This is a genomic window from Burkholderia glumae LMG 2196 = ATCC 33617 (assembly GCF_000960995.1).
Taxonomy (GTDB): Bacteria; Pseudomonadota; Gammaproteobacteria; order Burkholderiales; family Burkholderiaceae; genus Burkholderia; species Burkholderia glumae.
The window spans coordinates 1,537,453-1,560,857 of the sequence record NZ_CP009435.1 but is presented as its reverse complement, the minus strand read 5'-3'; the positions used below and the strand labels follow the sequence as shown (position 1 = coordinate 1,560,857).

Sequence of the window (23,405 nt, the reverse complement as noted above, 5' to 3'; positions counted from 1 at the left end):
GGCGGGCGGCCCGTCAGCGCGCCGGCACGGCGTCGCAGAACGCGAGCACGTCGTCGACGTAGTCGGCGAATTCGCTGATGCCGTGGTCGCTGCCTTCGATCACGCGGGTCCGCGCGCCCGGATAATGCGCCAGCATCTCGCGATAATCGAGCACCTCGTCGCCCGTCGCGGCGATCAGATAGTAGCGCTCCGGGCGCGTCACCGCCGGCACGCGCAGCGCGTCGAGCTCGGCGAGATGGCGCGGCTCGACGACGACGCTGCCGCCGCCGTGCCAGAGCGGCTGCTCGCCCAGATACTGGGCGAGGTCGCGCTGCGGCACGGTGGCCGGATTCAGCAGCACCGCGCGCCAGCCGTGCTTCTCGGCCAGCCAGGTGGCGTAATAGCCGCCGAGCGAGCTGCCGATCACCGTCACCTCGTGCGGCGCGGCGCCCGCCACCTCCGACTCGGCCAGCGCCACTGCCTCGAGCGGCGAGACCGCCAGCATCGGGCAGCGCCATTCGGCCTCGCGGCCGAGCGCGGCAAGCCGCTCGGCAAGCAGGCGCGACTTGTAGGAACGCGGCGACGAGCGAAAGCCGTGCAGATAGAGAATCACGCGCGGTCCTCCGCGCCGTGGGCGGCACCGCGCGCCGACAGCGCGTCGAGCAGCTTCTGGTGGACCCCGCCGAAGCCGCCGTTGCTCATCACGAGGATCTGGTCGCCGGGCCGTGCGGCGGCCGCCACCGCCTTCACCAGCGCATGCAGGTCGTCGAACGCCTGCGCGCGCGCGCCGAGCGGCGCCAGCGCCTCGGCCAGGCTCCAGCCGAGCGCGTCGCGTCCAGAGGCCGCGCCATAGCCGAACACCAGATCGGCATCGGCGAGGCTGGCCGGCAATTGCGCCTTCATGGTGCCGAGCTTCATGGTGTTCGAGCGCGGCTCGAGCACGGCGAGAATCCGCGTGTGTTCGCGGCCGATGCGCGTGCGAAGCCCGGCGATGGTGGTTTCGATCGCGGTCGGATGATGGGCGAAGTCGTCGTAGACGGTCACGCCGTCCACGCTGCCGCGAATCTCCATGCGGCGCTTGACGTTGCGAAACGTCGCGAACGCGCGTGCGGCCTGCGCCGGCGGCACGCCGACCGAGCGCGCCGCCGCGATCGCGGCCAGCGCGTTCTGGCGGTTGTGCTCGCCCTGCACGCTCCAGGCGACCTCGCCCATGCGCGCGCCCTGCCAGTAGACGGCAAAGCGCTCGTCCACCGGCACGCCGTCCTCGGCAGGCAGCGCCTGCCAGCCGCCCTCCACGCCGAAGCGCTCGACCTCGCTCCAGCAGCCGCGCGCGAGCACGCGGTCGAGCGCGGCCTCGCGGCCGTTCGCGACGATCCGGCCGACGCCCGGCACCGTGCGCACCAGATGGTGGAATTGCGTTTCGATCGCAGCGAGATCGGGGAAGATGTCCGCGTGATCGAATTCGAGATTGTTCAGTACGGCGGTGCGCGGCCGGTAATGGACGAACTTCGAGCGCTTGTCGAAGAACGCCGTGTCGTATTCGTCGGCCTCGATCACGAAGAAGCTCGACTCGGTCAGCCGCGCCGAGACGCCGAAGTTCAGCGGCACGCCGCCGATCAGGAAACCGGGGTTCAGCCCCGACTCCTCGAGCAGCCAGGCCAGCATCGAACTGGTGGTGGTCTTGCCGTGGGTGCCGGCCACGGCCAGCACCCATTTGCCGGCGAGCACGTGTTCGCCGAGCCATTGCGGGCCGGATACGTAGGGCAGCCCGCGATCGAGGATGGCCTCCATCAGCGGATTGCCGCGCGAGACCACGTTGCCGATCACGAACAGGTCCGGCGCCAGGTCGATCTGCTCCGCGCCGTAGCCTTCGATCAGTTGTATCCCCTGCGCTTCGAGCTGCGTGCTCATCGGCGGATAGACGCCTGCGTCGCAGCCGGTCACGGTATGGCCGGCCTCGCGCGCGAGCACGGCCAGACCGCCCATGAAGGTGCCGCAGATGCCGAGAATGTGGATATGCATAGAGAGCCGTCGTGTCGCGCCGCGCGGGCGCCATTCGAAATCGCGGGCCGGATCCGCGGCACGCGGCGGTGCCGCGCTTGCCGCAGCCACGCAGCACCGCGTCCGCTCCGGCCGGCCGCCGGGTGCCGCGGCTTCGCTGCGGATCGGCGCTGCACCGGGCCGGCGGCGGCCGGAGAAAGACTGCTATTGTAACTGAGCCGCCCGGCCGCGCCCGGCCCGCTTCGCACGCTCCGGGCCGGCCCGGAGCGGCGGCGCCGATCGAGTATGATTGCCGCATCATGCCTCGAAAACCCCTGCTCGACCCGCGCCGCGTCCGCGAGGAAATCGCACTCAGCGCCGCCCGCCTCATCGCCGAGGACGGGCTCGACTACGCTTCCGCGAAACGCAAGGCCGCACGCCAGTTGCTCGGCGACAGCCGGATCTCCGGCGAATGGCTGCCCGACAACGACATGCTCGAGGCCGAGCTGCACGAATATCTGGCGCTGTTCCAGAGCGAGACGCAGCCGGCCGAGCTGCGCTACCTGCGACAAATCGCCCTTGACTGGATGGAGCGGCTCGCGCCGTTCTCGCCTTATCTGGCGGGCGCCGTGCTGAACGGCACCGCCAACGCGCATTCCGACATCCATCTGCAGACCTTCTCGGACAGCCAGAAGGAAATCGCCATCTACCTGCTCAACCACAACATCCAGTACGACGTGTCCGAGACGCGCCATTTCGCGGGCCGCGGCGACGTCGAGACGCTCAGCTTCCTGTGGCGTACGCGCCAGGACACCGAGGCGGTCGGCATCCACGTCGCGCTCTACGACAGCGAAGATCTGCGCGGCGCGGTACGGGCCGATGCGCGCGGACGCCTCGCCCGCGCCAACGCCGCGGCCCTGCGCGCGTTGCTCGACGCGCCGGCCACTTCCTCCACCTCGATTCGATCCGAAGATGAACAGTAAACGATTAGTCAGCGCCGCCGTGGCGGCGGTCGCGATCGCCGGCGGCCTCGCCGCCGGCCACTGGGTGCGTGGCGACGCGTTCGAGAACACCGCCGAGGCGGCACCGGTGGGCGACCCCGTCAGCGCGCTGTGGGCCGCCCCGGTCACCGACCCGGACGGCAAGCCGCAGTCGCTCGCGAGCTTCAAGGGCCAGAAGGTTGTCGTGAACTTCTGGGCCTCGTGGTGCGGCCCCTGCGTCAAGGAAATGCCGGAACTCGTCGCGCTTTCGCACGAGTACCGGCAAAAGGGCATACGCTTCGTCGGCGTCGGCGTCGATTCGGGCCAGAACGTGAAGGCTTTCCTGCAGAAGGTGAAGGTCGACTATCCGGTGGTGGTCAGCGGCTATGCCGGCGCGGACCTGGCCCGCAACTTCGGCAATACCGCCGGCGCGCTGCCGTTTACGGTCGTGATTGACGCGAACGGCAAGGTACGCATGACAAAATTGGGGGAAATCCAGCCCGACGCGCTCAAAAAGACCCTCGACACGCTGTAGCGCGCAAGTCTTCGCATGGGGCGTTGCGGGCGGTTGAGCCCGGGTTGGCGGCAGATTGGCTGAAATTACCGCGATCTGCCGGTTACCCCTCGTAATTTCTGCCGGCTCGCGTGCCCCTGCCATCCAGCAAAACTGGACAAATTTCTCGGAACGGCGATAAAGTGCGCGCAACTCCGCAGAAATTGAAGCGACCATGATACGTTTGCTGGTATTGCACGGCCCGAACCTGAACCTTCTCGGCACCCGGGAACCGGAGGTGTACGGCCGCGTGACGCTGGCCGAGATCGACCGGGCGCTGGCTGCGCGAGCGGGCGAGGCCGGCGCCGAGCTGGCCACGTTCCAGAGCAACCACGAAGGCGCACTCGTCGATCGCATCCACGCGGCCCGGGACCAGGGAACCGATTTCATCGTGCTCAATCCGGCCGCCTACACGCATACGAGCGTCGCGATTCGCGACGCGCTCGCAGGCGTCGGCATCCCGTTCGTCGAGGTGCATCTGTCGAACGTGCATCGACGCGAACCGTTCCGGCATCACTCCTATTTCTCCGACCAGGCCGAAGGGGTGATCTGCGGTTTCGGTTGGAAGGGCTATCTACACGCGCTCGACTATGCGCTCGACAAGCTGCGCGACGCGCCGCGCGGCTGAGCTTTTTCAGAACCAACGAATCGCAGCCGGCCCGGCCGGCGCTTCACATACAGACAAGGGGAACTCCCGATGGATCTTCGCAAGCTGAAAACCCTGATCGATCTCGTTTCCGAATCCGGCATCTCCGAACTGGAAGTGACCGAGGGCGAAGGCAAGGTGCGCATCGTCAAGAACGCGCCGCCCGTCTACATGCAGCCGGCCGCCGGCTACGCGCCGCAGGTCAGCGCCGCCGCTCCCGCCGCAAACCCCGCCGGTGAAGGTGCAGCACCGGCCGCCGCCGCACCGGCTGCAGCCGCGCCGCAGGGCCATGTGGTCACCTCGCCGATGGTGGGCACGTTCTACCGCGCACCGTCGCCGGGCGCCGATCCGTTCATCCAGGTCGGCGACACGGTCAAGGAAGGCCAGACCCTCTGCATCATCGAGGCGATGAAACTGCTCAACGAGATCGAGTCCGACAAGTCGGGCGTCGTGAAGGAAATCCTCGTCGAGAACGGCCAGGCGGTCGAATACGGCCAGCCGCTGTTCGTGGTCGGCTAAAGCCGAACGCGACGCCTCGCGCCAGAGCGCGTCACCGAAAAGACGAATATCCGCTATGTTTGAAAAAATCCTCATTGCCAATCGCGGCGAGATCGCATTGCGCATTCAGCGCGCATGCCGCGAGTTGGGCGTCAAGACGGTCGTCGTATACTCGGAAGCCGACAAGGAAGCCAAGTACGTGAAGCTGGCGGACGAGGCGGTCTGCATCGGCCCCGCTCCGTCGAACCTCAGCTATCTGAACATGCCGGCGCTGATCAGCGCGGCCGAAGTCACCGATGCCCAGGCGATCCACCCGGGCTACGGCTTCCTGTCCGAGAACGCCGATTTCGCCGAGCGCGTCGAGCAGTCAGGCTTCACGTTCATCGGCCCGCGCCCGGACACGATCCGCCTGATGGGTGACAAGGTCACCGCCAAGCAGACCATGATCCGCACCGGCGTGCCGTGCGTGCCGGGCTCGGAAGGCGCGCTGCCCGACGATCCGAAGGAAATCGTGAAGATCGCGCGCGCGATCGGCTATCCGGTCATCATCAAGGCCTCGGGCGGCGGCGGTGGCCGCGGCATGCGCGTCGTGCATACCGAGGCGGCGCTCGTCAACGCCGTCAACATGACGCGCGAGGAGGCCGGCCGGGCGTTCGGCAACCCGCAGGTGTACATGGAGAAGTATCTCGAGAATCCGCGTCACATCGAGATCCAGGTGCTGGCCGACGCGCACAAGAACGCGCTCTGGCTCGGCGAACGCGACTGCTCGATGCAGCGCCGCCACCAGAAGGTGATCGAGGAAGCGCCGGCGCCCGGCATCGCGCGCCGCCTGATCGACCGGATCGGCGACCGCTGCGCCGACGCCTGCAAGAAGATGGGCTATCTGGGCGCGGGCACCTTCGAGTTCCTCTACGAGAACAACGAGTTCTACTTCATCGAGATGAACACGCGCGTGCAGGTCGAGCACCCGGTCACCGAGCTGATCACGGGCATCGACATCGTGCAGGAACAGATCAAGATCGCCGCCGGCGAGAAGCTCGCGATCCGCCAGCGCGACATCCAGTTCCGCGGCCACGCGATCGAATGCCGGATCAACGCCGAGGATCCGTTCAAGTTCACGCCGTCGCCGGGCCGGATCACGTCGTGGCACACGCCGGGCGGCCCTGGCGTGCGTGTCGATTCGCATGCCTACAACGGCTATTTCGTGCCGCCGAACTACGATTCGATGATCGGCAAGCTGATCGCCTATGGCGCGACGCGCGAGCAGGCCATCCAGCGCATGCGCATCGCGCTGTCGGAAATGGTGGTCGAGGGCATCCAGACCAACATCCCGCTGCATCGGGAACTGATGCTCGATTCGAAGTTCGTCGAGGGCGGCACCAGCATCCATTACCTCGAAGGCCGGCTCGCCGCGAAGCAGCAGGTCGCGCCGGAAGAGGCCTGAGCATGAGCTATCGGGAACTCGTCGCCGAGCTGGCGCGCGAACATGCGGAAGCGCTGTCCGACGCGCTGATCGAACTCGGCGCGCTGTCCGTGTCGGTGGAGGACGCCGACGCGGACACGCCCGACGAGCAACCGCTGTTCGGCGAACCGGGCCTCACGCCCGAGCGCACCGCTTGGCAGCACTCGCGCGTGATCGCGCTGCTGGCCGACACGCACGACCCGGCCGTGCTGCTGGCGGCCGCCGCCAACGAGGCAGGGCTCGGCGCCGTGCCCTCCTTCACGCTGCGCGAGGTCGAGGAGCAGGACTGGGTGCGCGTCACCCAATCGCAGTTCGATCCGATCCCGATCGGCCAGCGGATCTGGGTGGTGCCGTCATGGCACGACGCACCCGAGCCCGACGCGCTCGTGCTCGAGCTCGACCCGGGCCTGGCGTTCGGCACCGGCAGCCACCCCACCACGCGGCTCTGCATGGAATGGCTCGAGCAGACCGTCGAGGCAGGCCAGTCGGTGCTCGACTACGGCTGCGGCTCGGGCATCCTGGCGATCCTCGCGAAGAAGTGCGGCGCGGGCCGCGTGATCGGCATCGACATCGATCCGCAGGCGGTCGAATCGGCCCGCCACAACAGCGAGCGCAATCGCGCCGAGGTCGACTACGGCCTGCCCGACGATTGCCCACCGGGCGAATTCGACATCGTGGTGGCCAACATCCTCTCGAACCCGCTCAAGCTGATGGCCTCGATGCTCGCGTCGAAGGTGCGCCCGGGCGGGCGGATCGCGCTGTCGGGCGTGCTCGCGCGGCAGGCGGACGAGGTCGCGGGCGTCTATGCACGCTACATCGACATGTCGGTCTGGCGCGAACACGAAGGCTGGGTCTGTCTGGCCGGAACACGACGCGAAAGCCATTAGAATAGGGGCTGTCCACCACTCCGGCCCCCGTGCTGACCGGCCATCATGCCCCTCGCGACGCGCTGCCCTCACTGTGAAACCGTCTTCCGGATCAGCCCCGAGCATCTGAAGCTGCACGGCGGCCTGGCACGTTGCGGCCACTGTCAGCAGGTGTTCGACGCAGTGAATGCACTCGTCGACCCCGATTCCGAACTCGCCCCGCCGGCCGCCGAGCCGGCCTCCACGGCGGGCGCCGCACCGCCCCCGCCGCGCGTGTTCCCGGCCACCGCGCCGCACGCCGCGACCACGCCCCCGATGGGCGCCAGCTTCGAGCCCGGCGCCTGGGACATGCGGGCGCCGTGGCTCGACGGCGGCATCGATCCGACGCTGCGCCACCACGGCGGCAACACCGGCCCGGCCCCGCTCCTGCCGGTCGCCGCCGCCGCCGCGCGCGAAGTGCCCGCCAATGAGGCCGGCTTGGCCCGCGGCGAACCTGTCGTGCCGCCCGCCTCCGGATCGGCCCCCGTCGCCACGCCCGCGGCCGATCCTGCATCCGAGCGCGTACCGGGGCCCTTGCCCGCGCCCGCATCCGAACCCGTAGCCGAATCCGCGGCCGCCCCCGCACGCGAGCCTGCCCCGGCACCGGCGGACGCAACGCCCGCGGCGCCGGCCGACCACGGCCCCGGGTCCGGCCTCGCCGCGCCGGCGCATGGCGCGAGCGACGCCGATCTCGCGGGGCTCGTTGCCGCGCTGCCGCGCGCCATGGCCGAGCCTTCGTTCGGCGCCGCGCCGCCCGCCGGTGGGCACGACGACGGGGCCCGCGCCCCCCGCGGCGGCGCCGAGTCCGGCGCGCCTGGCATGCCGCCCCGTGAAACCGAGCCGTTCGCGGTCGAACCGGAGCAGGACGATCGCATCCATTTCGCGATGACGCGCGAGTCGCCGGCCGGCCGGCGCGGCAGCAACGGCCGGCAGATGCTCGGCGGCTTCCTGGCGGGACTGCTGATCGTGGTGCTGGCCGGCCAGCTCGCCTGGTGGCTGCGCGAGCCGCTGCTGACGAACTGGCCGGCGGCTCAGCCGCTGTTCGCGCGGGCCTGCGCTGCGCTGGGCTGCACGGTCGAGCCACCGCGCGCGATCGACGGCCTGCGGCTCGGCGCGTCCGACCTGCGCCAGCTAGACGGCCCGCGCGTGCTCGAACTGAAGGTGCCGCTGTCGAACCACGCTGCGCTCGCGCTCGCCTATCCCTCGATCGAGCTGACGCTGCTCGACGCATCGAACCACGTGGCCGCGCGCCGCGTGCTCGCGCCCGCCGACTACGTCCCTCCCGGCACGCGCATCGAGGCGGGCCTCGCCGCCGGCACGACCGAAACGATGTTCGTGCGAATCGACACGGCGCCCGGCGCCGCCGATGGCGCACCCGGCATCGCCGCCTCGAACTTCCGCGTCCAGATTTTCTACCCGTGACGGGTCCGTCGCGGCCCCGTCCTGCACGGCGCGCCCGCATGGCGCGCCGGCCTCAACCTCGGCGTCGCACGACGCCCCTCTCCGGAGTAAGAATATGAGCAAAGTCACGCTGGGCGGCAACCCGATCGATCTGGCCGGCGAGTTCCCGGCCGTCGGCTCGCAAGCCCCCGATTTCAAGCTGGTCGGCCAGGATCTCGGCGAGCTGACGCTGGCCAGCTTCGCCGGCAAGCGCAAGGTGCTGAACATCGTCCCGAGCCTCGACACGCCGACCTGCGCGACCTCGACGCGCAAGTTCAACGAAGCCGCCGGCAAGCTCGCCGATACGGTCGTGGTGGTGGTCTCGGCCGACCTGCCGTTCGCCGCCAAGCGCTTCTGCACGACCGAGGGCCTCGAGAACGTGTCCACCGCTTCGACGTTCCGCGGCGGCCGGGACTTCGCGCAGGCCTACGGCGTGGACGTGACGAGCGGCCCGCTGAACGGCCTGACCGCGCGCGCCGTGGTGGTGATCGACGCGAACGACAAGGTGATCTACACGGAACTGGTCGACGAAATCAAGAACGAGCCGAACTACGACGCGGCGCTGGCCGCGCTGAAGTAAGCGTCGCGCACCCGGCGGCACCTCGCGCGCGGCGCGGCCATCGCGACGCGCGCGTCCCCCATCCTTGCACCGCTTCACACTCTGAACAGGAACGATCTTGGCTACGCTGATTTGCGGTTCGATCGCCTACGACAACATCATGACCTTCGAGGGGCGCTTTCGGGAGCACATCCTGCCCGATCAGGTCCACCTCATCAATCTGAGCTTCCTCGTGCCGACCATGCGGCGCGAGTTCGGCGGCTGCGCCGGCAACATCGCCTATGCGCTGCACGCGCTCGGTGGCGACGCCCGCGTGATGGGAACGCTCGGCGCGATCGACGGGCAGCTCTACCTCGACCGCTTCGACTCGCTTGGCCTCGCGCGCGACTACGTGCGAGTGGTGCCGGACACGCACTCGGCGCAGGCGATGATCACCACCGATCTCGACAACAACCAGATCACCGCCTTCCACCCGGGCGCGATGATGCAGTCGCACCTGAACCATGCGGGCGAGGCGCGCGACATCCGGCTCGCGATCATCGGCCCGGACGGCTTCCAGGGCATGGTCCAGCACGTCGAGGAGCTCGCGAAGGCCGGCGTGCCGTTCGTGTTCGATCCTGGCCAGGGCCTGCCGCTGTTCGACCGCGAGACGCTGCGGCGCAGCATTGAACTTGCCACCTATCTGGCGGTCAACGACTACGAAGCCAAGCTGGTAAGCGACAAGACGGGCTGGTCGGAGGACGAGCTCGCGAGCCGGGTTCAGGCCCTGATCATTACGCGCGGCGAGCATGGCGCCACCATCCGCCACCGCGACGGCATCGAGCAGATCCCGGTCGTCAAGGCCGAACAGATCGTCGATCCGACCGGTTGCGGCGACGCCTTCCGCGGCGGCCTGCTCTACGGCATCGAGAAGGGGCTGGACTGGGCAACCACCGGCCGCCTCGCGAGCCTGATGGGGTCGATCAAGATCGCGCATTCAGGACCGCAATCCTACCTGCTCGGCCGGACCGAAATCTTGTCTCGCTTTCAGAGCGCGTTCGGCTACAGTATCGAATGAGACTCGTTGGAGAGAACTACCCATGCTGACCAGAAAAACCCTCACGCTCACCGCGATGCTCGCGGCCTCGGTGTCGCTCACCGGCTGTTTCACGCCGCCTGGCTCGGCCGATGTCTACAGCGCCAGCCAGACGCAGCGCGAGCAGACCGTGCGCTTCGGCACGGTCGAGAGCGTGCGCGCGGTGCGCATCGAAAGCGACACCGGCGCCGGCTCGACGCTCGGCACGCTCGGCGGTGGCGCACTCGGTGCCGTGGCCGGTAGCGCGATCGGAGGCGGCAGGGGCTCGATCCTGACCGCGATCGCGGGCGGCATTGCCGGCGCCGTGGCGGGCAATGCGATCGGCCAGGGCGTGAGTACGGCGAACGGTGTCGAAATCACCGTGCGCCTCGACAACGGTGACTTGCGCTCGATCACGCAAGCCGCCACACCGGAAGTATTCCGCGCAGGTGACCGCGTCCGCCTGTTGTCGAGCGGCGGCGTGACCCGCGTCACGCACTGAGCGAGGAGGCCTCAGCACGCGGCAAGAGCCGCGATATCCAGCGCATACGCGATTCGTTTCGCGTATGCGTTTTTTTTGCGTGTGCGCTCCGGCCATGAAACCTGCCAACCTGTAATGCGCGCCGCATAAAAAAAATCCCGCCGCCGGACATCCGGTGACGGGATTCTATCGTGCCGATGCAGTCACTGCCCCGGCACGACTTCACGCGCCGGAGCGCGCAAACGCTTATCGGGCGGTCGGCCGATTACGGACGGCTGCTGGTCGGGAACGGCCATGCCGCTGCCGGGTTCAGCGCCGACTTCGCGCCCGATGCCGGTGCGACCGATGCCGTCGATGCCGTCGTCGTCGCAGGCGCTGCCTTCTTCGCGGCAGCCGCCTTCTTCGCCGGTGCAGCCTTCTTCGCAGCCGGTGCCTTCTTCGCCGGTGCCGGCGTCTTTGCAGCGGCCTTCTTCGCCGGTGCGGCGGCCTTCACGGCGGCCTTCTTCGCCGGCGCGGCCTTCTTCGCCGCCACCTTCTTCACGGCGACCTTCTTCGCGGCAACCTTCTTCGCAGCCGGCGCCTTCTTGGCGACAACCTTCTTCGCCGCGACCTTCTTCACCGCTGCCTTCTTGGCCGGTGCCGCCTTCTTCGCCGCGACCTTCTTCACCGCGACCTTCTTGGCGACAACCTTCTTTGCCGCGACCTTCTTCACCGCTGCCTTCTTGGCCGGTGCCGCCTTCTTCGCCGCGACCTTCTTCACCGCCGCCTTCTTGGCGACAACCTTCTTGGCCGCGACCTTCTTCACGGCAGCCTTCTTCGCCGGTGCCGCTGCCTTCTTGGCAACCGGAGCCGCCTTCTTCGCTGCTGCCTTCTTGGCAGCCGGTTTCTTCTTGGCAAGTGCCATCATGTACTCCTTCAGGTTCAGATGAGAGTCAGTTCAAACCACACCCTTCGTCAAAACCCGTTTCTCGCGGACGCTGGTTCAGGACGCGCGCTACGAAGCGGGCTATTCATCGGCGTACGCTTCGCAATGGCGCTTACGCTAATGAATACGGTAAGGCGCGCCGTGCCTTTCGACACTGCGCGCCAGATCAGGTTGGCAGCCGGCGCGCTTTGCGCCGTTGCCCCGAATCGCTTGATAAAGGCGGCAGCCACATGGCCGGCCGTCTTTTCCGGAGGGAAGTTTGCCCATCCCACTGAAGGGTTCGCAAAGTGCCTGTCATGTCGGTGCGCCGTGTCGGCGCAGGCCATCCTTTGCATCAGGCGTTCTTGCTCCTAAACCTTGGGCCGGGCTCTCGCCCGGCGCTCTCATCCTTACCTCGGTGTCGCGCCCGGTTACTCCCAGGACAGCGCGCCGCCCGTCTGATACTCGATCACCCGCGTCTCGAAGAAGTTCCGCTCCTTCTTCAGGTCGATCATCTCGCTCATCCACGGGAACGGGTTTTCCTCGTTCGGGTACAGCGGGTCGAGACCGATCTGCTGGCAGCGGCGGTTCGCGATGAAACGCAGATAGCTCTTGAACATCGCGGCGTTCAGGCCCAGCACGCCGCGCGGCATCGTGTCTTCAGCATAGCGATACTCGAGCTCGACGGCACGCTTGAACAGTTCGCGGATCTCGGCGCGGAACTCCGGCGTCCAGAGATGCGGATTCTCGAGCTTGATCTGATTGATCAGGTCGATGCCGAAATTGCAGTGCATCGACTCGTCGCGCAGGATGTACTGGTATTGCTCCGCGGCGCCCGTCATCTTGTTCTGGCGGCCGAGCGCGAGAATCTGCGTGAAGCCGACATAGAAGAACAGGCCTTCCATGATGCAGGCGAATACGATCAGCGACTTCAGCAGCTTCTGGTCCGCGTCCTGGGTACCCGTCACGAACGCCGGATCGGTCAGCGTATGGATGAAGGGGATCAGGAATTCGTCCTTGTCGCGAATCGAGCTGACCTCGTGATAGGCGTTGAAGATCTCGCCCTCATCGAGGCCCAGCGATTCGACGATGTACTGGTAGGCGTGGGTGTGGATCGCTTCCTCGAACGCCTGGCGCAGCAGGAACTGCCGGCACTCGGGCGCCGTGATGTGGCGGTAGGTGCCCAGTACGATGTTGTTCGCGGCGAGCGAGTCGGCGGTGACGAAGAAACCCAGATTGCGCCTGACGATGCGGCGCTCGTCCTCGGTCAGCCCGTTCGGGTCCTTCCACAGCGCGATGTCGCGGGACATGTTGATTTCCTGCGGCATCCAGTGGTTCGCGCAACCGGCCAGATACTTTTCCCACGCCCACTTGTACTTGAACGGCACCAACTGATTGACATCGGTCTTGCCGTTGATGATGCGCTTGTCGGCGATATTGACCCGTTCCTGCGCGCCGGCGACGGCGGCCGCCGCCGAAGCATGCGGCGCGACCGCGAGGTCACCTTCGAAAATGTCGCGCGCCGACGGAGCCTGATGAGCGGCAGGCGTCGCGGCCTGCACTCCGACAGCCATTCCTGCGGGAGCGCGCATCGCGTTGTGCTGCGCTCCGCTCGCGGGAGTTACGGCCGTCTTCTCGTCATCCCAATTGAGCATAAATTCTCACCATCAATTTAGAACGGTTTGTACCATCTTTTCATGAGCGATAAAAGGGTTCGCTCACGAAAATTCCTTTTTTCGATTCGCGTTGCGACCTCGATACAACACTTTGCGCAGCGCGGATTCGATCGCGACCTGCCGCTCGCGTGTGGTGCGATGTGATCGGCGTGTCGAACGATGATCTTCGCGGATGCGGCGATCTCGCTCGAAGCACCCGCGTTGCCGGCATTCGCGAAGCGCGTCGCGAGGCGGCCAAAGTACGGATTCCTTATCCGTTTTGTAGTCGACCGCGACACGCAGTGCAACCGTCGATGCCGGTTGCGCGCGCCGCGTTCGTCACGTGCCGGCCGTGGTTACTGGCAAGCCTCGCATTCCTCGAAGCCCGGATCGCCCGGACGCATCATGCAGACCGGACCGTCGACCGCGATCTCCGCCTCGGCTGCCGGTGCCGCGTTGAGCACGCCCGAGCCCGCGCCGCCCGCCGCGCCGAAGCCGCCGGCCGCGCCATGCGCGCCGCCCGCCGCCCCGCCACCCGCGCCGCCACCCGCGCCGCCGTCGCCCGACGGCACCGCGTTCAGCGCGCCGTGCGCGACCGTCGACTTCTCGACGTGCGTGGCCGCCATCGTGCGCAGGTAGTAGGTGGTCTTCAGGCCGCGCACCCAGGCGAGCTTGTAGATTTCATCGAGCTTCTTGCCCGACGCGCCCGCCATGAAGATGTTGAGCGACTGGGCCTGGTCGATCCATTTCTGACGGCGCGAGGCGGCCTCGACCAGCCACTTCGGATCGACTTCGAACGCGGTGGCGTAGATCGCGCGCAGGTCCGACGGAATCCGGTCGATGCGCGAGAGCATGCCGTCGAAGTACTTCAGGTCGGCGACCATCACCTCGTCCCATAGGCCACGTTCCTTCAGGTCGCGCACCAGGTACTCGTTGACCACCGTGAACTCGCCCGACAGGTTCGACTTCACGAACAGGTTCTGGAAGGTCGGCTCGATGCACGGCGAGACGCCGATGATGTTCGAGATGGTGGCGGTCGGCGCGATCGCGATGCAGTTCGAGTTGCGCATGCCGTGCAGCGAGATCCGCTCGCGCAGCGACGTCCAGTCGAGCGAGCTGCTCATGTCGACCTCGACATAGCCGCCGCGTGCCTCCTCGAGCAGCTTCAGGGTGTCCTGCGGGAGGATGCCGCGATCCCACAGCGAGCCGCGGTAGCTCGAGTAGCGGCCGCGCTCCTCTGACAGCTCGGTCGAGGCCCAGTAGGCGTAGTAGCAGACCGCTTCCATCGAACGGTCGGCGAACTCGACCGCCGCGTCCGACGAGAACGGCGTGCGCAGCAGGTGCAGGCAGTCCTGGAAGCCCATGATGCCGAGGCCGACCGGACGGTGCTTGAGGTTCGAGTTACGCGCCTTCGCGACCGCGTAATAATTGATGTCGATGACGTTGTCGAGCATGCGCATTGCCACACTGACCGTGCGCTTGAGCTTGTCGTGGTCGAGCGCGTAGCTGCCGTCGGCCTGCTTGACGAGATGCGCGACGAGGTTGACCGAACCGAGGTTGCAGACCGCGATCTCGGAGTCGCTCGTGTTCAGCGTGATTTCGGTGCAGAGGTTCGACGAGTGGACCACGCCGACGTGCTGCTGCGGCGAACGCACGTTGCAGGGGTCCTTGAACGTGATCCAGGGGTGGCCGGTCTCGAACAGCATGCCGAGCATCTTGCGCCAGAGCTGCTGCGCCGGGATCTTCTTGAACAGCTTCAGCTCGCCGCGCGCGACCTTCTCCTCGTAGCCGAGGTAGGCGGCCTCGAACTCGGCGCCGAACTTGTCGTGCAGGTCCGGGCAGGTGGACGGCGAGAACAGCGTCCAGTCGGCGCCCTCCATCACGCGCTTCATGAACAGGTCGGGAATCCAGTTCGCCGTGTTCATGTCGTGAGTGCGGCGGCGGTCGTCGCCGGTGTTCTTGCGCAGCTCCAGGAATTCCTCGATGTCGAGGTGCCAGGTTTCGAGGTACGCGCAGACGGCGCCCTTGCGCTTGCCGCCCTGATTCACGGCCACCGCCGTGTCGTTGACGACCTTCAGGAACGGCACGACGCCCTGCGATTTACCGTTCGTGCCCTTGATATGCGAACCGAGCGCACGCACGCGCGTCCAGTCGTTGCCGAGGCCGCCCGCGAACTTCGAGAGCAGCGCGTTTTCCTTCAGCGCTTCATAAATGCCGTCGAGATCGTCGGCGACCGTCGTCAGGTAGCACGACGACAGCTGCGAACGGCGCGTGCCCGAATTGAACAGCGTCGGCGTCGAGCTCATGAAGTCGAAGCTCGACAGTACGTGGTAGAACTCGATCGCGCGCGCTTCGCGGTCGATCTCGTTCAGCGCCAGGCCCATCGCGACGCGCATGAAGAACGCCTGCGGCATTTCGATACGCGTGCCGTCGACATGCAGGAAGTAGCGGTCGTACAGCGTCTGCAGGCCGAGGTAGCCGAACTGCAGGTCGCGGCCCGCGTCGAGCGCCTCGCCCAGGCGCACCAGATCGAATTGCAGCAGCTTGTCGTCGAGCAGCTCGGCTTCGACGCCGCGCTTCAGGAACTGCGGGAAGTATTCGGCGTAGCGCGCCTGCATCTCGCCCTGCGAGACTTCCTCGCCGAGGATCTCGCGGCGGATCGTGTGCAGCAGGATGCGTGCCGTCACCTGGCTGTAGGCCGGGTCCTTCTCGATCATGGTGCGCGCGGCCAGGATCGCCGAGTCGTAGACCTGGCTCATCGGTACGCCGTCGTAGAGGTTCTTCACCGTCTCGGCGACGATCGGATCCGGGTTCACGGCACTGCCGAGCCCTTCGCAGGCCGAGGCGATCAGGCCGCGCAGCGCCCCCATGTCGAGCGGACGCGTGACGCCGGCGTCGGTCACGTTGATGCCGGCCGCGCCCGCCGGCGCATCGGCCGGGGCATCGGAGTGGGCGCGCTCGAGATGGCGCTTCTCGCGGTACAGCACGTAGGCGCGCGCGACGTTGTGCTCGCCGCCGCGCATCAGCGCGAGTTCGACCTGATCCTGAATGTCCTCGATATGGAACGTGCCGCCGTTCGGGCGGCTGCGCACGAGCGCGCGCACCACGCTCTGCGTGAGCTGCTCGACGAGCTCGCGCACGCGTGCCGACGCGGCGCCCTGGCCGCCGTTGACCGCGAGGAACGCCTTCGTCACGGCGATCGCGATCTTCGAGGGCTCGAAAGCCACCACGCTGCCGTTGCGGCGGATCACCTTGTAGTCGGCGAACGTCGCCTGCGGCGCGAGCGCGGGCGCGCCCTGCGAAGCCGTGCCAAGAGGGCGGCTCTGGGCGCTCTCGAATTGGGACGTCCCGGTGTCGGTCGTTTGCATGTGCAAAGCTCCTGGTGCTGGATGGTGCGGAGAGATCCGCGGATATGAACGATTAACGCGCGCGCTGGGGCGCCTACCGCAGAACGCAAAAGCGGCACGGGCCACGCGATAGCGATGATTCGACGTCTGCTTTCGTCATGCGTATCGCGTCCCTTGCCGCTCGTGTCTGCTTGCGCTGCAGCGTGCCGGGCCTGGCCGGACACCGCGCCGCGAGTTTCCCGGCATCACCTGCCGGCCGGAGCGGATCGCCTGAAAGCGCCCGCCCTCCGAACACTATATCTAGTGAGTAACCCGTCAACTGGCACCAAGTATAGTGGACGATCGAGCTATCTCAAAATGGAAAATTTGGCCCCGCCCGGCGCGATTTGGCTTGACATCAGGCGAGTGCAGACGGGGCAAAGGATCGCGCCGTCCCGTGCCGCCCAGCGTCGGCGCGACGCGCTCGAACGCCGCGCCTGTTACCGACGATAAGGAAAGTATCGGGGCGGCAGGCCGGCATCGGCTGCCAGCCGTTGCCAATCGAAGTGCGGACCGGGGTCGGTCTTGCGGCCCGGCGCGATGTCCGCATGACCGGCGACCGCCTCGATCGGATAGCGGGCCGCGAGCGCGCGCACGAGTGCCGCGAGTGTCACATATTGGGCGGGCTCGAACGGCAGGTCGTCGGTGCCCTCGAGCTCGATGCCGATCGAGAAGTCGTTGCAGCGCTCGCGGCCGAGAAAGGTCGAGATGCCGGCGTGCCAGGCACGCGCCTCGCAGGACACGAACTGGATCAGTTCACCGTCGCGCGCGATCAGGAAATGCGCCGATACGCGCAGCCCGCGCAGGTTCAGGTCGTAATAGGGGTGCGCGTCGCAGTCGAGCCGGTTCTGGAACAGTGCGACGATCGCCTCGCCGCCGAACTCGCCGGGCGGCAGGCTGATGTTGTGGACTACCACCAGGGTCGGCACCACGCCCGCCGGCCGCGCCTCGTGATTCGGCGACGGCGCGTGGCGGGCGCCAGGCAGCCAGCCATCGGCGCCGACCTCGAGCACCTCGCTCATTGCGCGTCGCGCGCGGCCGCCGCGTGACGGGCCGCGTGCTCGCGACTGCAGAAGTAGTCGCCGCCGGCCTCGACCGCATCGCCCTTCGGCGTGTGCACGCCGCACAACGCGCAGCGTACCATCGGCTCGGGCAGCGAGGGCGTGCGGGCCGCCGACGGACGCGGGCCGCCCTGGCCAGGCGCGCCACCGCCGCCGCGATTCGCGCGCTCCTGCGCCTGACGCAGCTTGCGCGAGACCCAGGAGCCGGCAATGAACAGGAGAATCAACAGCAGAAGGTTACGCATCGCTTTGAGACCATCAGACCACGGGACGGTGCAGCAGCACCTCGAGCACGAAACGGCTGCCGACGTAGGCGAGCAGCAGCGCGCCGAACGAGGCGAGCACCCAGCGCGCGGCGCCGCGCCCGCGCCAGCCGGACAGCCGACGCGCGACAAGAATACCGCCGAACATGCACCACGAGAGGATCGCGAACACCGTCTTATGGTCGAAGCGCAAAGCGCGCGCATCGACCTGCTCGCTGAACAGGATGCCCGAGGCGAGCGTCAGCGTGAGCAGCACGAAGCCGGCGCCGATCAGGCGGAACAGCAGCTTCTCGAGCGTGAGCAGCGGCGGCAGCGTTTCGAGCCAGCTCGTCAACACGCCCGCCGAGCCGATCCTGCCGCCCTGCCGCAGCGCCTGCAGACGCCGCTCGGTCATCAGCATCAGCACCGCGTGCAGGGCCGCGATCACGAACAAGCCATAGGCGATGTTCGCGATCAGGAAGTGCATCTTGAACAGCGGCGCGGCGGCATAGGGCAGCACCCGCACGCCGCCGAACACGAGCGGCAGCAGCGAGGCGAGGCAGGCCAGCGGCAGCACCAGCAGGCGCAGGCCGTCGAGCGGAAAGAAGAAGCTCTCGATCCAATAGATACCCGCGCCGAGCCAGAACATCGCCGAGAGCGCGAACGCGAAGCCGAACACCATTGCATCGTGCGGAAAGATCGTGGCATGCAGCAGCACGCCATGCGCGAGCAGCGCGGCGAACAACAACGCGCGGTCCGCACCACCCACGGCGGTGGCCGGCGCGCCGGGCTCGCCCGGCACCGGCGGCACGCTCGCGGCGAGCGGCTGCACGAGGCCGGAACGGTGCGCCCGCCATCCCGCGACGGCCAGGCCGCCGTACAGGAGCGCGGTGAGGGCATACAGTACAATATCCATGTTCGAAGTTTACACTAGGCCCCTTGCACGCGACGGCTGTCAATATATAGCACGCGCGCCTTCGGGCCCCACTGTCCATCGCTCCCCATGCTCGACAATCTCACCCAACGGATGGCGCGCGTCGTCAAGACGCTGCGCGGCGAAGCCCGTCTCACCGAAGCCAACACGCAGGAGATGCTGCGCGAGGTCCGGCTCGCGCTGCTCGAGGCCGACGTCGCGCTGCCCGTGGTCCGCGAGTTCATCGCGAAGGTCAAGGAAAAGGCCCTCGGCGAGGAAGTGATCAGCTCGCTCTCGCCGGGTCAGGCACTCGTCGGCGTGGTGCAGAAGGAGCTGACCGCCGTGATCGGCGGCGACTACGAGGGCAAGGCCGTCGAGCTGAACCTGGCCGTCACGCCGCCGGCGATCATCCTGATGGCCGGCCTGCAGGGCGCCGGCAAGACCACCACGGTCGGCAAGCTCGCCAAGCTGCTGCGCGAGAAGCAGAAGAAGAAAGTCCTGACGGTCTCGTGCGACGTCTATCGCCCCGCCGCGATCGCGCAGCTGAAAACGGTCAGCGAGCAGGTCGGTGCCGATTTCTTCCCCTCCACGCCGGAACAGAAGCCCGTCGAGATCGCGCGCGCCGCGCTCGACTGGGCGAGGCGCCATTATCACGACGTGCTGATCGTCGACACGGCCGGCCGGCTCGGCATCGACGAGGCGATGATGAAGGAGATCGCCGAGCTGCACGCCGCGATCAATCCCGCCGAGACGCTGTTCGTGGTCGACGCGATGCTGGGCCAGGATGCCGTCAACACCGCGAAGGCGTTCAACGACGCGCTGCCGCTCACCGGCGTGGTGCTGACCAAGCTCGACGGCGATTCGCGCGGCGGCGCGGCGCTGTCGGTGCGCAGCATCACCGGCAAGCCGATCAAGTTCGTCGGCGTGGCCGAGAAGCTCGACGGGCTGGAAGTGTTCCATCCGGATCGGATGGCGAACCGGATCCTCGGCATGGGCGACATTCTCGCGCTGGTTGAGGAGGCGCAGCGCGGCGTTGACGTGCAGGCCGCGCAGAAGCTCGCCGACAAGGTCAAGAAAGGCGGCGACTTCGACCTCAACGATTTCCGCGCGCAGATCTCGCAGATGAAGAACATGGGCGGCCTGTCGTCGCTGATGGACAAGCTGCCCGCGCAATTCCAGCAGGCCGCCGCGGGCGCCGACATGGGCCACGCCGAGAAGCAGATCCGCCGCATGGAGGGCATCATCAACTCGATGACGCCGGCCGAACGCGCCAAGCCCGACCTGATCAAGGCCACCCGCAAGCGCCGCATCGCGGCCGGCGCGGGCGTGCCGGTGCAGGAAGTCAACCGGATGCTGAACCAGTACGATCAGATGCGCACGATGATGAAGAAGCTCAAGGGCGGCAACATGCAGAAGATGATGCGCGGTCTCAAGGGCATGATGCCCGGCCTGCGTTAATTTTTCGACGCCCCACGCGGCGCGGTGCACGGTATATCCTAATGGCGCATCGCCCGCTGCCCCGCATTGTCGGGGCGCCCCGCCGCGAGTCCATTCACCGCGGCTTTCGACTGACCCGGATCGCACGCCACAGCTCATGAATCGCGAAGAAGCCCTCCATATATTCCAGCATTCCGAACAGATCGTCTCCGCCGACGAGGTCAGCGCCTCGATCGGCCGGATGGCTGCGGCGATCCGCGACGAAATCGGCGAGGCGTTTCCGCTCGTGCTGTCGGTGATGGGCGGCGCCGCCGTGTTCACCGGCATGCTGCTGCCGCACCTCGATTTCCCGCTCGAGTTCGACTACATCCATCTGACGCGCTACCGCAACACCACCCAGGGCAGCCCCGAGATGCACTGGCGCGTGGCCCCGCGCGAGTCGGTCAAGGACCGCATCGTGATCGTGCTCGACGATATCCTCGACGAAGGCGAGACGATGGCCGCGATCCGTGACCGGATCCTCGAGATGGGCGCCAAGCGCTTCCTGTCGGCCGTGCTCTGCGAGAAGACGCTCACCAAGCCCAAGCCGCTGCGCCCCGATTTCTGCGGATTCTCGGTGCCGGATCGCTACGTGTTCGGCTGCGGGATGGACGCGAAGGGCTACTGGCGCAACCTGCCCACCATCCGCGCGCTGACGGCCGAGGCCTGAGCTTCCGCCAGCCTGGCACCCTCGGGCGTGCCCGGCGGCGCCCAATAGCAAAACGGCTCGCGTAGCACTACGCGAGCCGTTTTTTTCTTGCGCCGGCAGGCCGAGGCGGAACCTTACAGCTGGTGCGAGAACGCACGAATCCCCGCCAGGATCATCTCCACCGAGATCGCGACGAGCACGAGGCCCATCAGCCGCTCGAACGCCATCACCGTGCGCTCGCCGAGCCAGCTCTGGATCCGCCCCGCGAGCACCAGCACCGTCGCGCAGACCAGCATCGTGACCGTCAGCGCGCCGATCCATTCGACCGTCTTGCCCGGCGCCTGCGAGGTCAGCAGCATTACGGTGGCGAGCGCCGAGGGGCCGGCCAGCGCCGGAATCGCGAGCGGCACGATGAAAGGCTCGCCGCCGGCGCGCGGATCGCTGCCGAAGGCGCCGTCCGGATGCGGGAAGATCATCCTCAGCGCGATCAGGAACAGCACGATCCCGCCGCCGATGCGCAGCGACAGATCGGTCAGGCTCATCATGCGCAGGAAGCGGTCGCCCACCACCATGAACACGAGCAGGATCACGAACGCGATCGCCACCTCGCGCAGGATCACGCGCACGCGCCGCTCGCCCGGCACGTCGCGCAGCGCGGCGATGAACAGCGGAATGTTGCCGAGCGGATCGGTGATCAGCAGCAGCAGCACGGTGGCCGACATGAAGTTATATTCCATCCGCTATCGGCCCCCCTGCCCCGGTTGCGATTCCGCTCGGCATCGCGCCGTCCCGCCCGCCGCCTTCACGGCATCAGCGCGCGAGCGCCGCGCGGACCGTCTCGATCACGGTCGCAGCCGCGCCGTCGGCCGGCAGCAGCGTGGCCTCCGTGTCGCGCCGGCCCTGGTACTCGATCTTGCCGTCCTTCAGGCCGCGCTCGCCGATCACGAGACGATGCGGCACGCCGATCAACTCCCAGTCGGCGAACATCACGCCGGGACGCTCGCCGCGATCGTCGAGGATCACATCGATGCCGGCCGCCGACAGCGCCGCGTAAAGCTGGTCGGCCGTCTCGCGCACCAGCTCGCTGCGGTCATAGCCCATCGGGCAAAGCACGACCTCGAACGGCGCGATCGCCTCGGGCCAGATGATCCCCCTGTCGTCGAAGTTCTGTTCGATCGCCGCGCCGAGGATCCGCGTCACGCCGATGCCGTAGCAGCCCATTTCCATCGGCTGGGGCTTGCCGCCCTCGTCCAGGAAGGTCGCGCCCAGCGCCTTCGAATACTTGGTGCCGAGCTGGAACACATGGCCGACCTCGATGCCGCGGCAGATGTCGATCACGCCCTTGCCATCCGGCGACGGATCGCCCTTTTTCACGTTGCGCAGATCGGCAACCACCGGCTCCGGGAGATCCCGGCCCCAGTTCACGCCAGCGATGTGGTAGTCGACCTCGTTCGCGCCGACCACGAAATCGCTCATGTTCGCCACCGTGCGGTCGGCGATCACCTTGACCGGCTTCTTCGTGCCGACCGGGCCCAGGTAGCCCGGCGGCGTGCCGAACCATTCGACGATCTCGGCCTCGCTGGCCATCCGGTAGCCGGCCAGGCCGGGCTGCTTGGCGGCCTTGATCTCGTTGAGGTCGTGGTCGCCGCGCAGCATCAGCAGCCAGATGGTCGGCTCGGCGCCCTCGTTCTCGGTGGCGAGGACGATCGACTTGATGGTGCGCTCGAGCGGGATGTTCAGCAGCTCGGCCACCGCCTCGCACTTCGCCTTGCCCGGCGTCGCCACCTTCGCCATCGCCTCGGCCGGCGCCGCGCGGCTCGCCAACAGCGGCAGCGCCTCGGCGGCCTCGACGTTGGCGGCGAAGTCGGAAGTCGGACAGTAGGCGATCGCGTCCTCGCCGGTGTCGGCAATCACGTGGAATTCGTGCGAGCCGCTGCCGCCGATCGAGCCGTTGTCGGCCGCGACCGCGCGGAACTCCAGGCCGATGCGCGTGAACACGCGCACATAGGCGTCGTACATCTTGCGATACGACTCCTTGAGGCCGGCCTGATCCTTGTCGAACGAGTACGCGTCCTTCATGATGAATTCACGGCCGCGCATCACGCCGAAGCGCGGCCGGATCTCGTCGCGGAACTTGGTCTGGATCTGGTAGAAATTCACCGGCATCTGCCGGTAGCTCTTGATCTGGTTGCGCGCGATGTCGGTGACGACTTCCTCGTGCGTCGGCCCGATCACGAAGTCGTTGTCCTTGCGGTCCTTGAAGCGCAGCAGTTCCGGGCCGTACTGCTCCCAGCGCCCCGACTCCTGCCAGAGCTCGGCCGGCTGCACCGCGGGCATCAGCAGTTCGATCGCGCCAGCCCGGTTCATCTCCTCGCGCACGATCGCCTCGACCTTGCGGATCGAACGCAGGCCGATCGGCAGATAGTTGTAGATGCCGCCGGCGATGCGGCGAATCATGCCGGCGCGCACCATCAGTTTGTGACTGACGATCTCGGCGTCGGCGGGTGCTTCCTTCAAGGTGCCGATAAAGAAACGGGAGGCTTTCATGCGGACAGTTCCAGAAACGGCGGCCCAATCCGGGC

Annotated in this window: 22 protein-coding genes and 1 pseudogene; 12 read left to right on the top strand and 11 right to left on the bottom strand. The window is 67.3% G+C overall.

Annotated features, from left to right (window positions below; all coding sequences use genetic code 11):
- Positions 1–13: 13 nt before the first annotated feature.
- The gene (locus KS03_RS19700; protein ID WP_012734598.1) at positions 14–592 is read right to left on the bottom strand and encodes a YqiA/YcfP family alpha/beta fold hydrolase; all 579 of its coding nucleotides are present in this window, start codon (positions 590–592) and stop codon (positions 14–16) included.
- The gene (mpl, locus tag KS03_RS19695) at positions 589–2,001 is read right to left on the bottom strand and encodes a UDP-N-acetylmuramate:L-alanyl-gamma-D-glutamyl-meso-diaminopimelate ligase (RefSeq protein ID WP_012734597.1); all 1,413 of its coding nucleotides are present in this window, start codon (positions 1,999–2,001) and stop codon (positions 589–591) included. Before mpl ends, KS03_RS19700 begins: the two co-directional genes overlap by 4 nt.
- A gap of 278 nt (positions 2,002–2,279) precedes the next feature.
- Here mpl and KS03_RS19690 point away from each other — a divergent pair, with 278 nt between their 5' ends.
- The 10 genes from KS03_RS19690 to KS03_RS19645 all read left to right on the top strand — a co-directional run bounded on the left by KS03_RS19690 (position 2,280) and on the right by KS03_RS19645 (position 10,558).
- Positions 2,280–2,942 (top strand): hypothetical protein, encoded by a 663-nt coding sequence (locus KS03_RS19690; protein ID WP_012734596.1) that lies wholly within the window; start codon positions 2,280–2,282, stop codon positions 2,940–2,942.
- Positions 2,932–3,474: a TlpA family protein disulfide reductase gene (locus tag KS03_RS19685; RefSeq protein WP_012734595.1), complete on the top strand. Its 543-nt coding sequence runs from the start codon at positions 2,932–2,934 to the stop codon at positions 3,472–3,474. Before KS03_RS19690 ends, KS03_RS19685 begins: the two co-directional genes overlap by 11 nt.
- Before the next feature lie 193 nt (positions 3,475–3,667).
- Entirely contained in the window at positions 3,668–4,120 is a 453-nt protein-coding gene (aroQ, locus tag KS03_RS19680) for a type II 3-dehydroquinate dehydratase (RefSeq protein WP_012734594.1), read from the top strand.
- A 69-nt stretch (positions 4,121–4,189) separates the two neighbouring features.
- On the top strand, positions 4,190–4,657 hold the full coding sequence (gene accB / locus KS03_RS19675) for an acetyl-CoA carboxylase biotin carboxyl carrier protein (RefSeq protein WP_012734593.1): 468 nt from the start codon (positions 4,190–4,192) through the stop codon (positions 4,655–4,657).
- 55 nt (positions 4,658–4,712) lie between these two features.
- Positions 4,713–6,080, top strand: a complete 1,368-nt coding sequence (gene accC, locus KS03_RS19670) for an acetyl-CoA carboxylase biotin carboxylase subunit (protein WP_012734592.1) — start codon at positions 4,713–4,715, stop codon at positions 6,078–6,080.
- A gap of 2 nt (positions 6,081–6,082) precedes the next feature.
- On the top strand, positions 6,083–6,985 hold the full coding sequence (prmA, locus tag KS03_RS19665) for a 50S ribosomal protein L11 methyltransferase (protein WP_012734591.1): 903 nt from the start codon (positions 6,083–6,085) through the stop codon (positions 6,983–6,985).
- A 45-nt stretch (positions 6,986–7,030) separates the two neighbouring features.
- Positions 7,031–8,425 (top strand): DUF3426 domain-containing protein, encoded by a 1,395-nt coding sequence (locus tag KS03_RS19660; RefSeq protein ID WP_012734590.1) that lies wholly within the window; start codon positions 7,031–7,033, stop codon positions 8,423–8,425.
- Between the two features lie 94 nt (positions 8,426–8,519).
- Positions 8,520–9,023 (top strand): thiol peroxidase, encoded by a 504-nt coding sequence (gene tpx / locus KS03_RS19655; protein ID WP_012734589.1) that lies wholly within the window; start codon positions 8,520–8,522, stop codon positions 9,021–9,023.
- Positions 9,024–9,120: 97 nt separating this feature from the next.
- Positions 9,121–10,059: a carbohydrate kinase family protein gene (locus KS03_RS19650; protein ID WP_012734588.1), complete on the top strand. Its 939-nt coding sequence runs from the start codon at positions 9,121–9,123 to the stop codon at positions 10,057–10,059.
- A 22-nt stretch (positions 10,060–10,081) separates the two neighbouring features.
- Complete coding sequence (locus KS03_RS19645; RefSeq protein ID WP_012734587.1) at positions 10,082–10,558, top strand: outer membrane lipoprotein; 477 nt, start codon at positions 10,082–10,084, stop codon at positions 10,556–10,558.
- Between the two features lie 244 nt (positions 10,559–10,802).
- Here KS03_RS19645 and KS03_RS30260 read toward each other — a convergent pair whose 3' ends face one another.
- From KS03_RS30260 to KS03_RS19615, 7 genes and pseudogenes are all read right to left on the bottom strand, one after another.
- Complete coding sequence (locus KS03_RS30260; protein WP_012734586.1) at positions 10,803–11,441, bottom strand: histone H1-like DNA-binding protein; 639 nt, start codon at positions 11,439–11,441, stop codon at positions 10,803–10,805.
- Positions 11,442–11,469: 28 nt separating this feature from the next.
- A pseudogene (locus tag KS03_RS32895) lies at positions 11,470–11,797 on the bottom strand (hypothetical protein).
- A gap of 75 nt (positions 11,798–11,872) precedes the next feature.
- Positions 11,873–13,096, bottom strand: coding sequence for a ribonucleotide-diphosphate reductase subunit beta (locus KS03_RS19635; protein ID WP_012734584.1), 1,224 nt, complete (start codon positions 13,094–13,096; stop codon positions 11,873–11,875).
- Positions 13,097–13,452: 356 nt separating this feature from the next.
- Entirely contained in the window at positions 13,453–16,464 is a 3,012-nt protein-coding gene (locus KS03_RS19630) for a ribonucleoside-diphosphate reductase subunit alpha (RefSeq protein WP_035982262.1), read from the bottom strand.
- 458 nt (positions 16,465–16,922) lie between these two features.
- Entirely contained in the window at positions 16,923–17,504 is a 582-nt protein-coding gene (ampD, locus tag KS03_RS19625) for a 1,6-anhydro-N-acetylmuramyl-L-alanine amidase AmpD (RefSeq protein WP_012734582.1), read from the bottom strand.
- On the bottom strand, positions 17,501–17,788 hold the full coding sequence (locus KS03_RS19620) for a PP0621 family protein (RefSeq protein WP_012734581.1): 288 nt from the start codon (positions 17,786–17,788) through the stop codon (positions 17,501–17,503). The genes ampD and KS03_RS19620 overlap by 4 nt, the downstream gene beginning before the upstream one ends.
- Positions 17,789–17,801: 13 nt before the next feature.
- Positions 17,802–18,701 (bottom strand): cytochrome C assembly family protein, encoded by a 900-nt coding sequence (locus KS03_RS19615; protein ID WP_012734580.1) that lies wholly within the window; start codon positions 18,699–18,701, stop codon positions 17,802–17,804.
- Positions 18,702–18,788: 87 nt separating this feature from the next.
- On the opposite strand from KS03_RS19615, the gene ffh reads away from it, so the two are divergent.
- Both ffh and KS03_RS19605 read left to right on the top strand, forming a co-directional pair.
- Positions 18,789–20,156: a signal recognition particle protein gene (gene ffh / locus KS03_RS19610; protein WP_012734579.1), complete on the top strand. Its 1,368-nt coding sequence runs from the start codon at positions 18,789–18,791 to the stop codon at positions 20,154–20,156.
- 136 nt (positions 20,157–20,292) lie between these two features.
- Entirely contained in the window at positions 20,293–20,844 is a 552-nt protein-coding gene (locus KS03_RS19605) for a hypoxanthine-guanine phosphoribosyltransferase (protein ID WP_012734578.1), read from the top strand.
- A 113-nt stretch (positions 20,845–20,957) separates the two neighbouring features.
- Here the strand turns inward: KS03_RS19605 and KS03_RS19600 are convergent, their stop codons facing one another.
- Together KS03_RS19600 and KS03_RS19595 are read right to left on the bottom strand one after the other, a co-directional pair.
- Positions 20,958–21,560 (bottom strand): MarC family protein, encoded by a 603-nt coding sequence (locus KS03_RS19600; protein ID WP_012734577.1) that lies wholly within the window; start codon positions 21,558–21,560, stop codon positions 20,958–20,960.
- Between the two features lie 73 nt (positions 21,561–21,633).
- Complete coding sequence (locus tag KS03_RS19595; RefSeq protein WP_012734576.1) at positions 21,634–23,370, bottom strand: proline--tRNA ligase; 1,737 nt, start codon at positions 23,368–23,370, stop codon at positions 21,634–21,636.
- Positions 23,371–23,405 lie beyond the last annotated feature (35 nt).

Coding starts and splice junctions, on each gene's coding strand:
- mpl (WP_012734597.1), bottom strand. CDS start 2,001: ATGCATATCCACATTCTCGGCATCTGCGGCACCTTCATGGGCGGTCTG.
- KS03_RS19690 (WP_012734596.1), top strand. CDS start 2,280: ATGCCTCGAAAACCCCTGCTCGACCCGCGCCGCGTCCGCGAGGAAATC.
- KS03_RS19685 (WP_012734595.1), top strand. CDS start 2,932: ATGAACAGTAAACGATTAGTCAGCGCCGCCGTGGCGGCGGTCGCGATC.
- aroQ (WP_012734594.1), top strand. CDS start 3,668: ATGATACGTTTGCTGGTATTGCACGGCCCGAACCTGAACCTTCTCGGC.
- accB (WP_012734593.1), top strand. CDS start 4,190: ATGGATCTTCGCAAGCTGAAAACCCTGATCGATCTCGTTTCCGAATCC.
- accC (WP_012734592.1), top strand. CDS start 4,713: ATGTTTGAAAAAATCCTCATTGCCAATCGCGGCGAGATCGCATTGCGC.
- prmA (WP_012734591.1), top strand. CDS start 6,083: ATGAGCTATCGGGAACTCGTCGCCGAGCTGGCGCGCGAACATGCGGAA.
- KS03_RS19660 (WP_012734590.1), top strand. CDS start 7,031: ATGCCCCTCGCGACGCGCTGCCCTCACTGTGAAACCGTCTTCCGGATC.
- tpx (WP_012734589.1), top strand. CDS start 8,520: ATGAGCAAAGTCACGCTGGGCGGCAACCCGATCGATCTGGCCGGCGAG.
- KS03_RS19645 (WP_012734587.1), top strand. CDS start 10,082: ATGCTGACCAGAAAAACCCTCACGCTCACCGCGATGCTCGCGGCCTCG.
- KS03_RS30260 (WP_012734586.1), bottom strand. CDS start 11,441: ATGGCACTTGCCAAGAAGAAACCGGCTGCCAAGAAGGCAGCAGCGAAG.
- KS03_RS19635 (WP_012734584.1), bottom strand. CDS start 13,096: ATGCTCAATTGGGATGACGAGAAGACGGCCGTAACTCCCGCGAGCGGA.
- KS03_RS19630 (WP_035982262.1), bottom strand. CDS start 16,464: ATGCAAACGACCGACACCGGGACGTCCCAATTCGAGAGCGCCCAGAGC.
- ampD (WP_012734582.1), bottom strand. CDS start 17,504: ATGAGCGAGGTGCTCGAGGTCGGCGCCGATGGCTGGCTGCCTGGCGCC.
- KS03_RS19620 (WP_012734581.1), bottom strand. CDS start 17,788: ATGCGTAACCTTCTGCTGTTGATTCTCCTGTTCATTGCCGGCTCCTGG.
- KS03_RS19615 (WP_012734580.1), bottom strand. CDS start 18,701: ATGGATATTGTACTGTATGCCCTCACCGCGCTCCTGTACGGCGGCCTG.
- ffh (WP_012734579.1), top strand. CDS start 18,789: ATGCTCGACAATCTCACCCAACGGATGGCGCGCGTCGTCAAGACGCTG.
- KS03_RS19605 (WP_012734578.1), top strand. CDS start 20,293: ATGAATCGCGAAGAAGCCCTCCATATATTCCAGCATTCCGAACAGATC.
- KS03_RS19600 (WP_012734577.1), bottom strand. CDS start 21,560: ATGGAATATAACTTCATGTCGGCCACCGTGCTGCTGCTGCTGATCACC.
- KS03_RS19595 (WP_012734576.1), bottom strand. CDS start 23,370: ATGAAAGCCTCCCGTTTCTTTATCGGCACCTTGAAGGAAGCACCCGCC.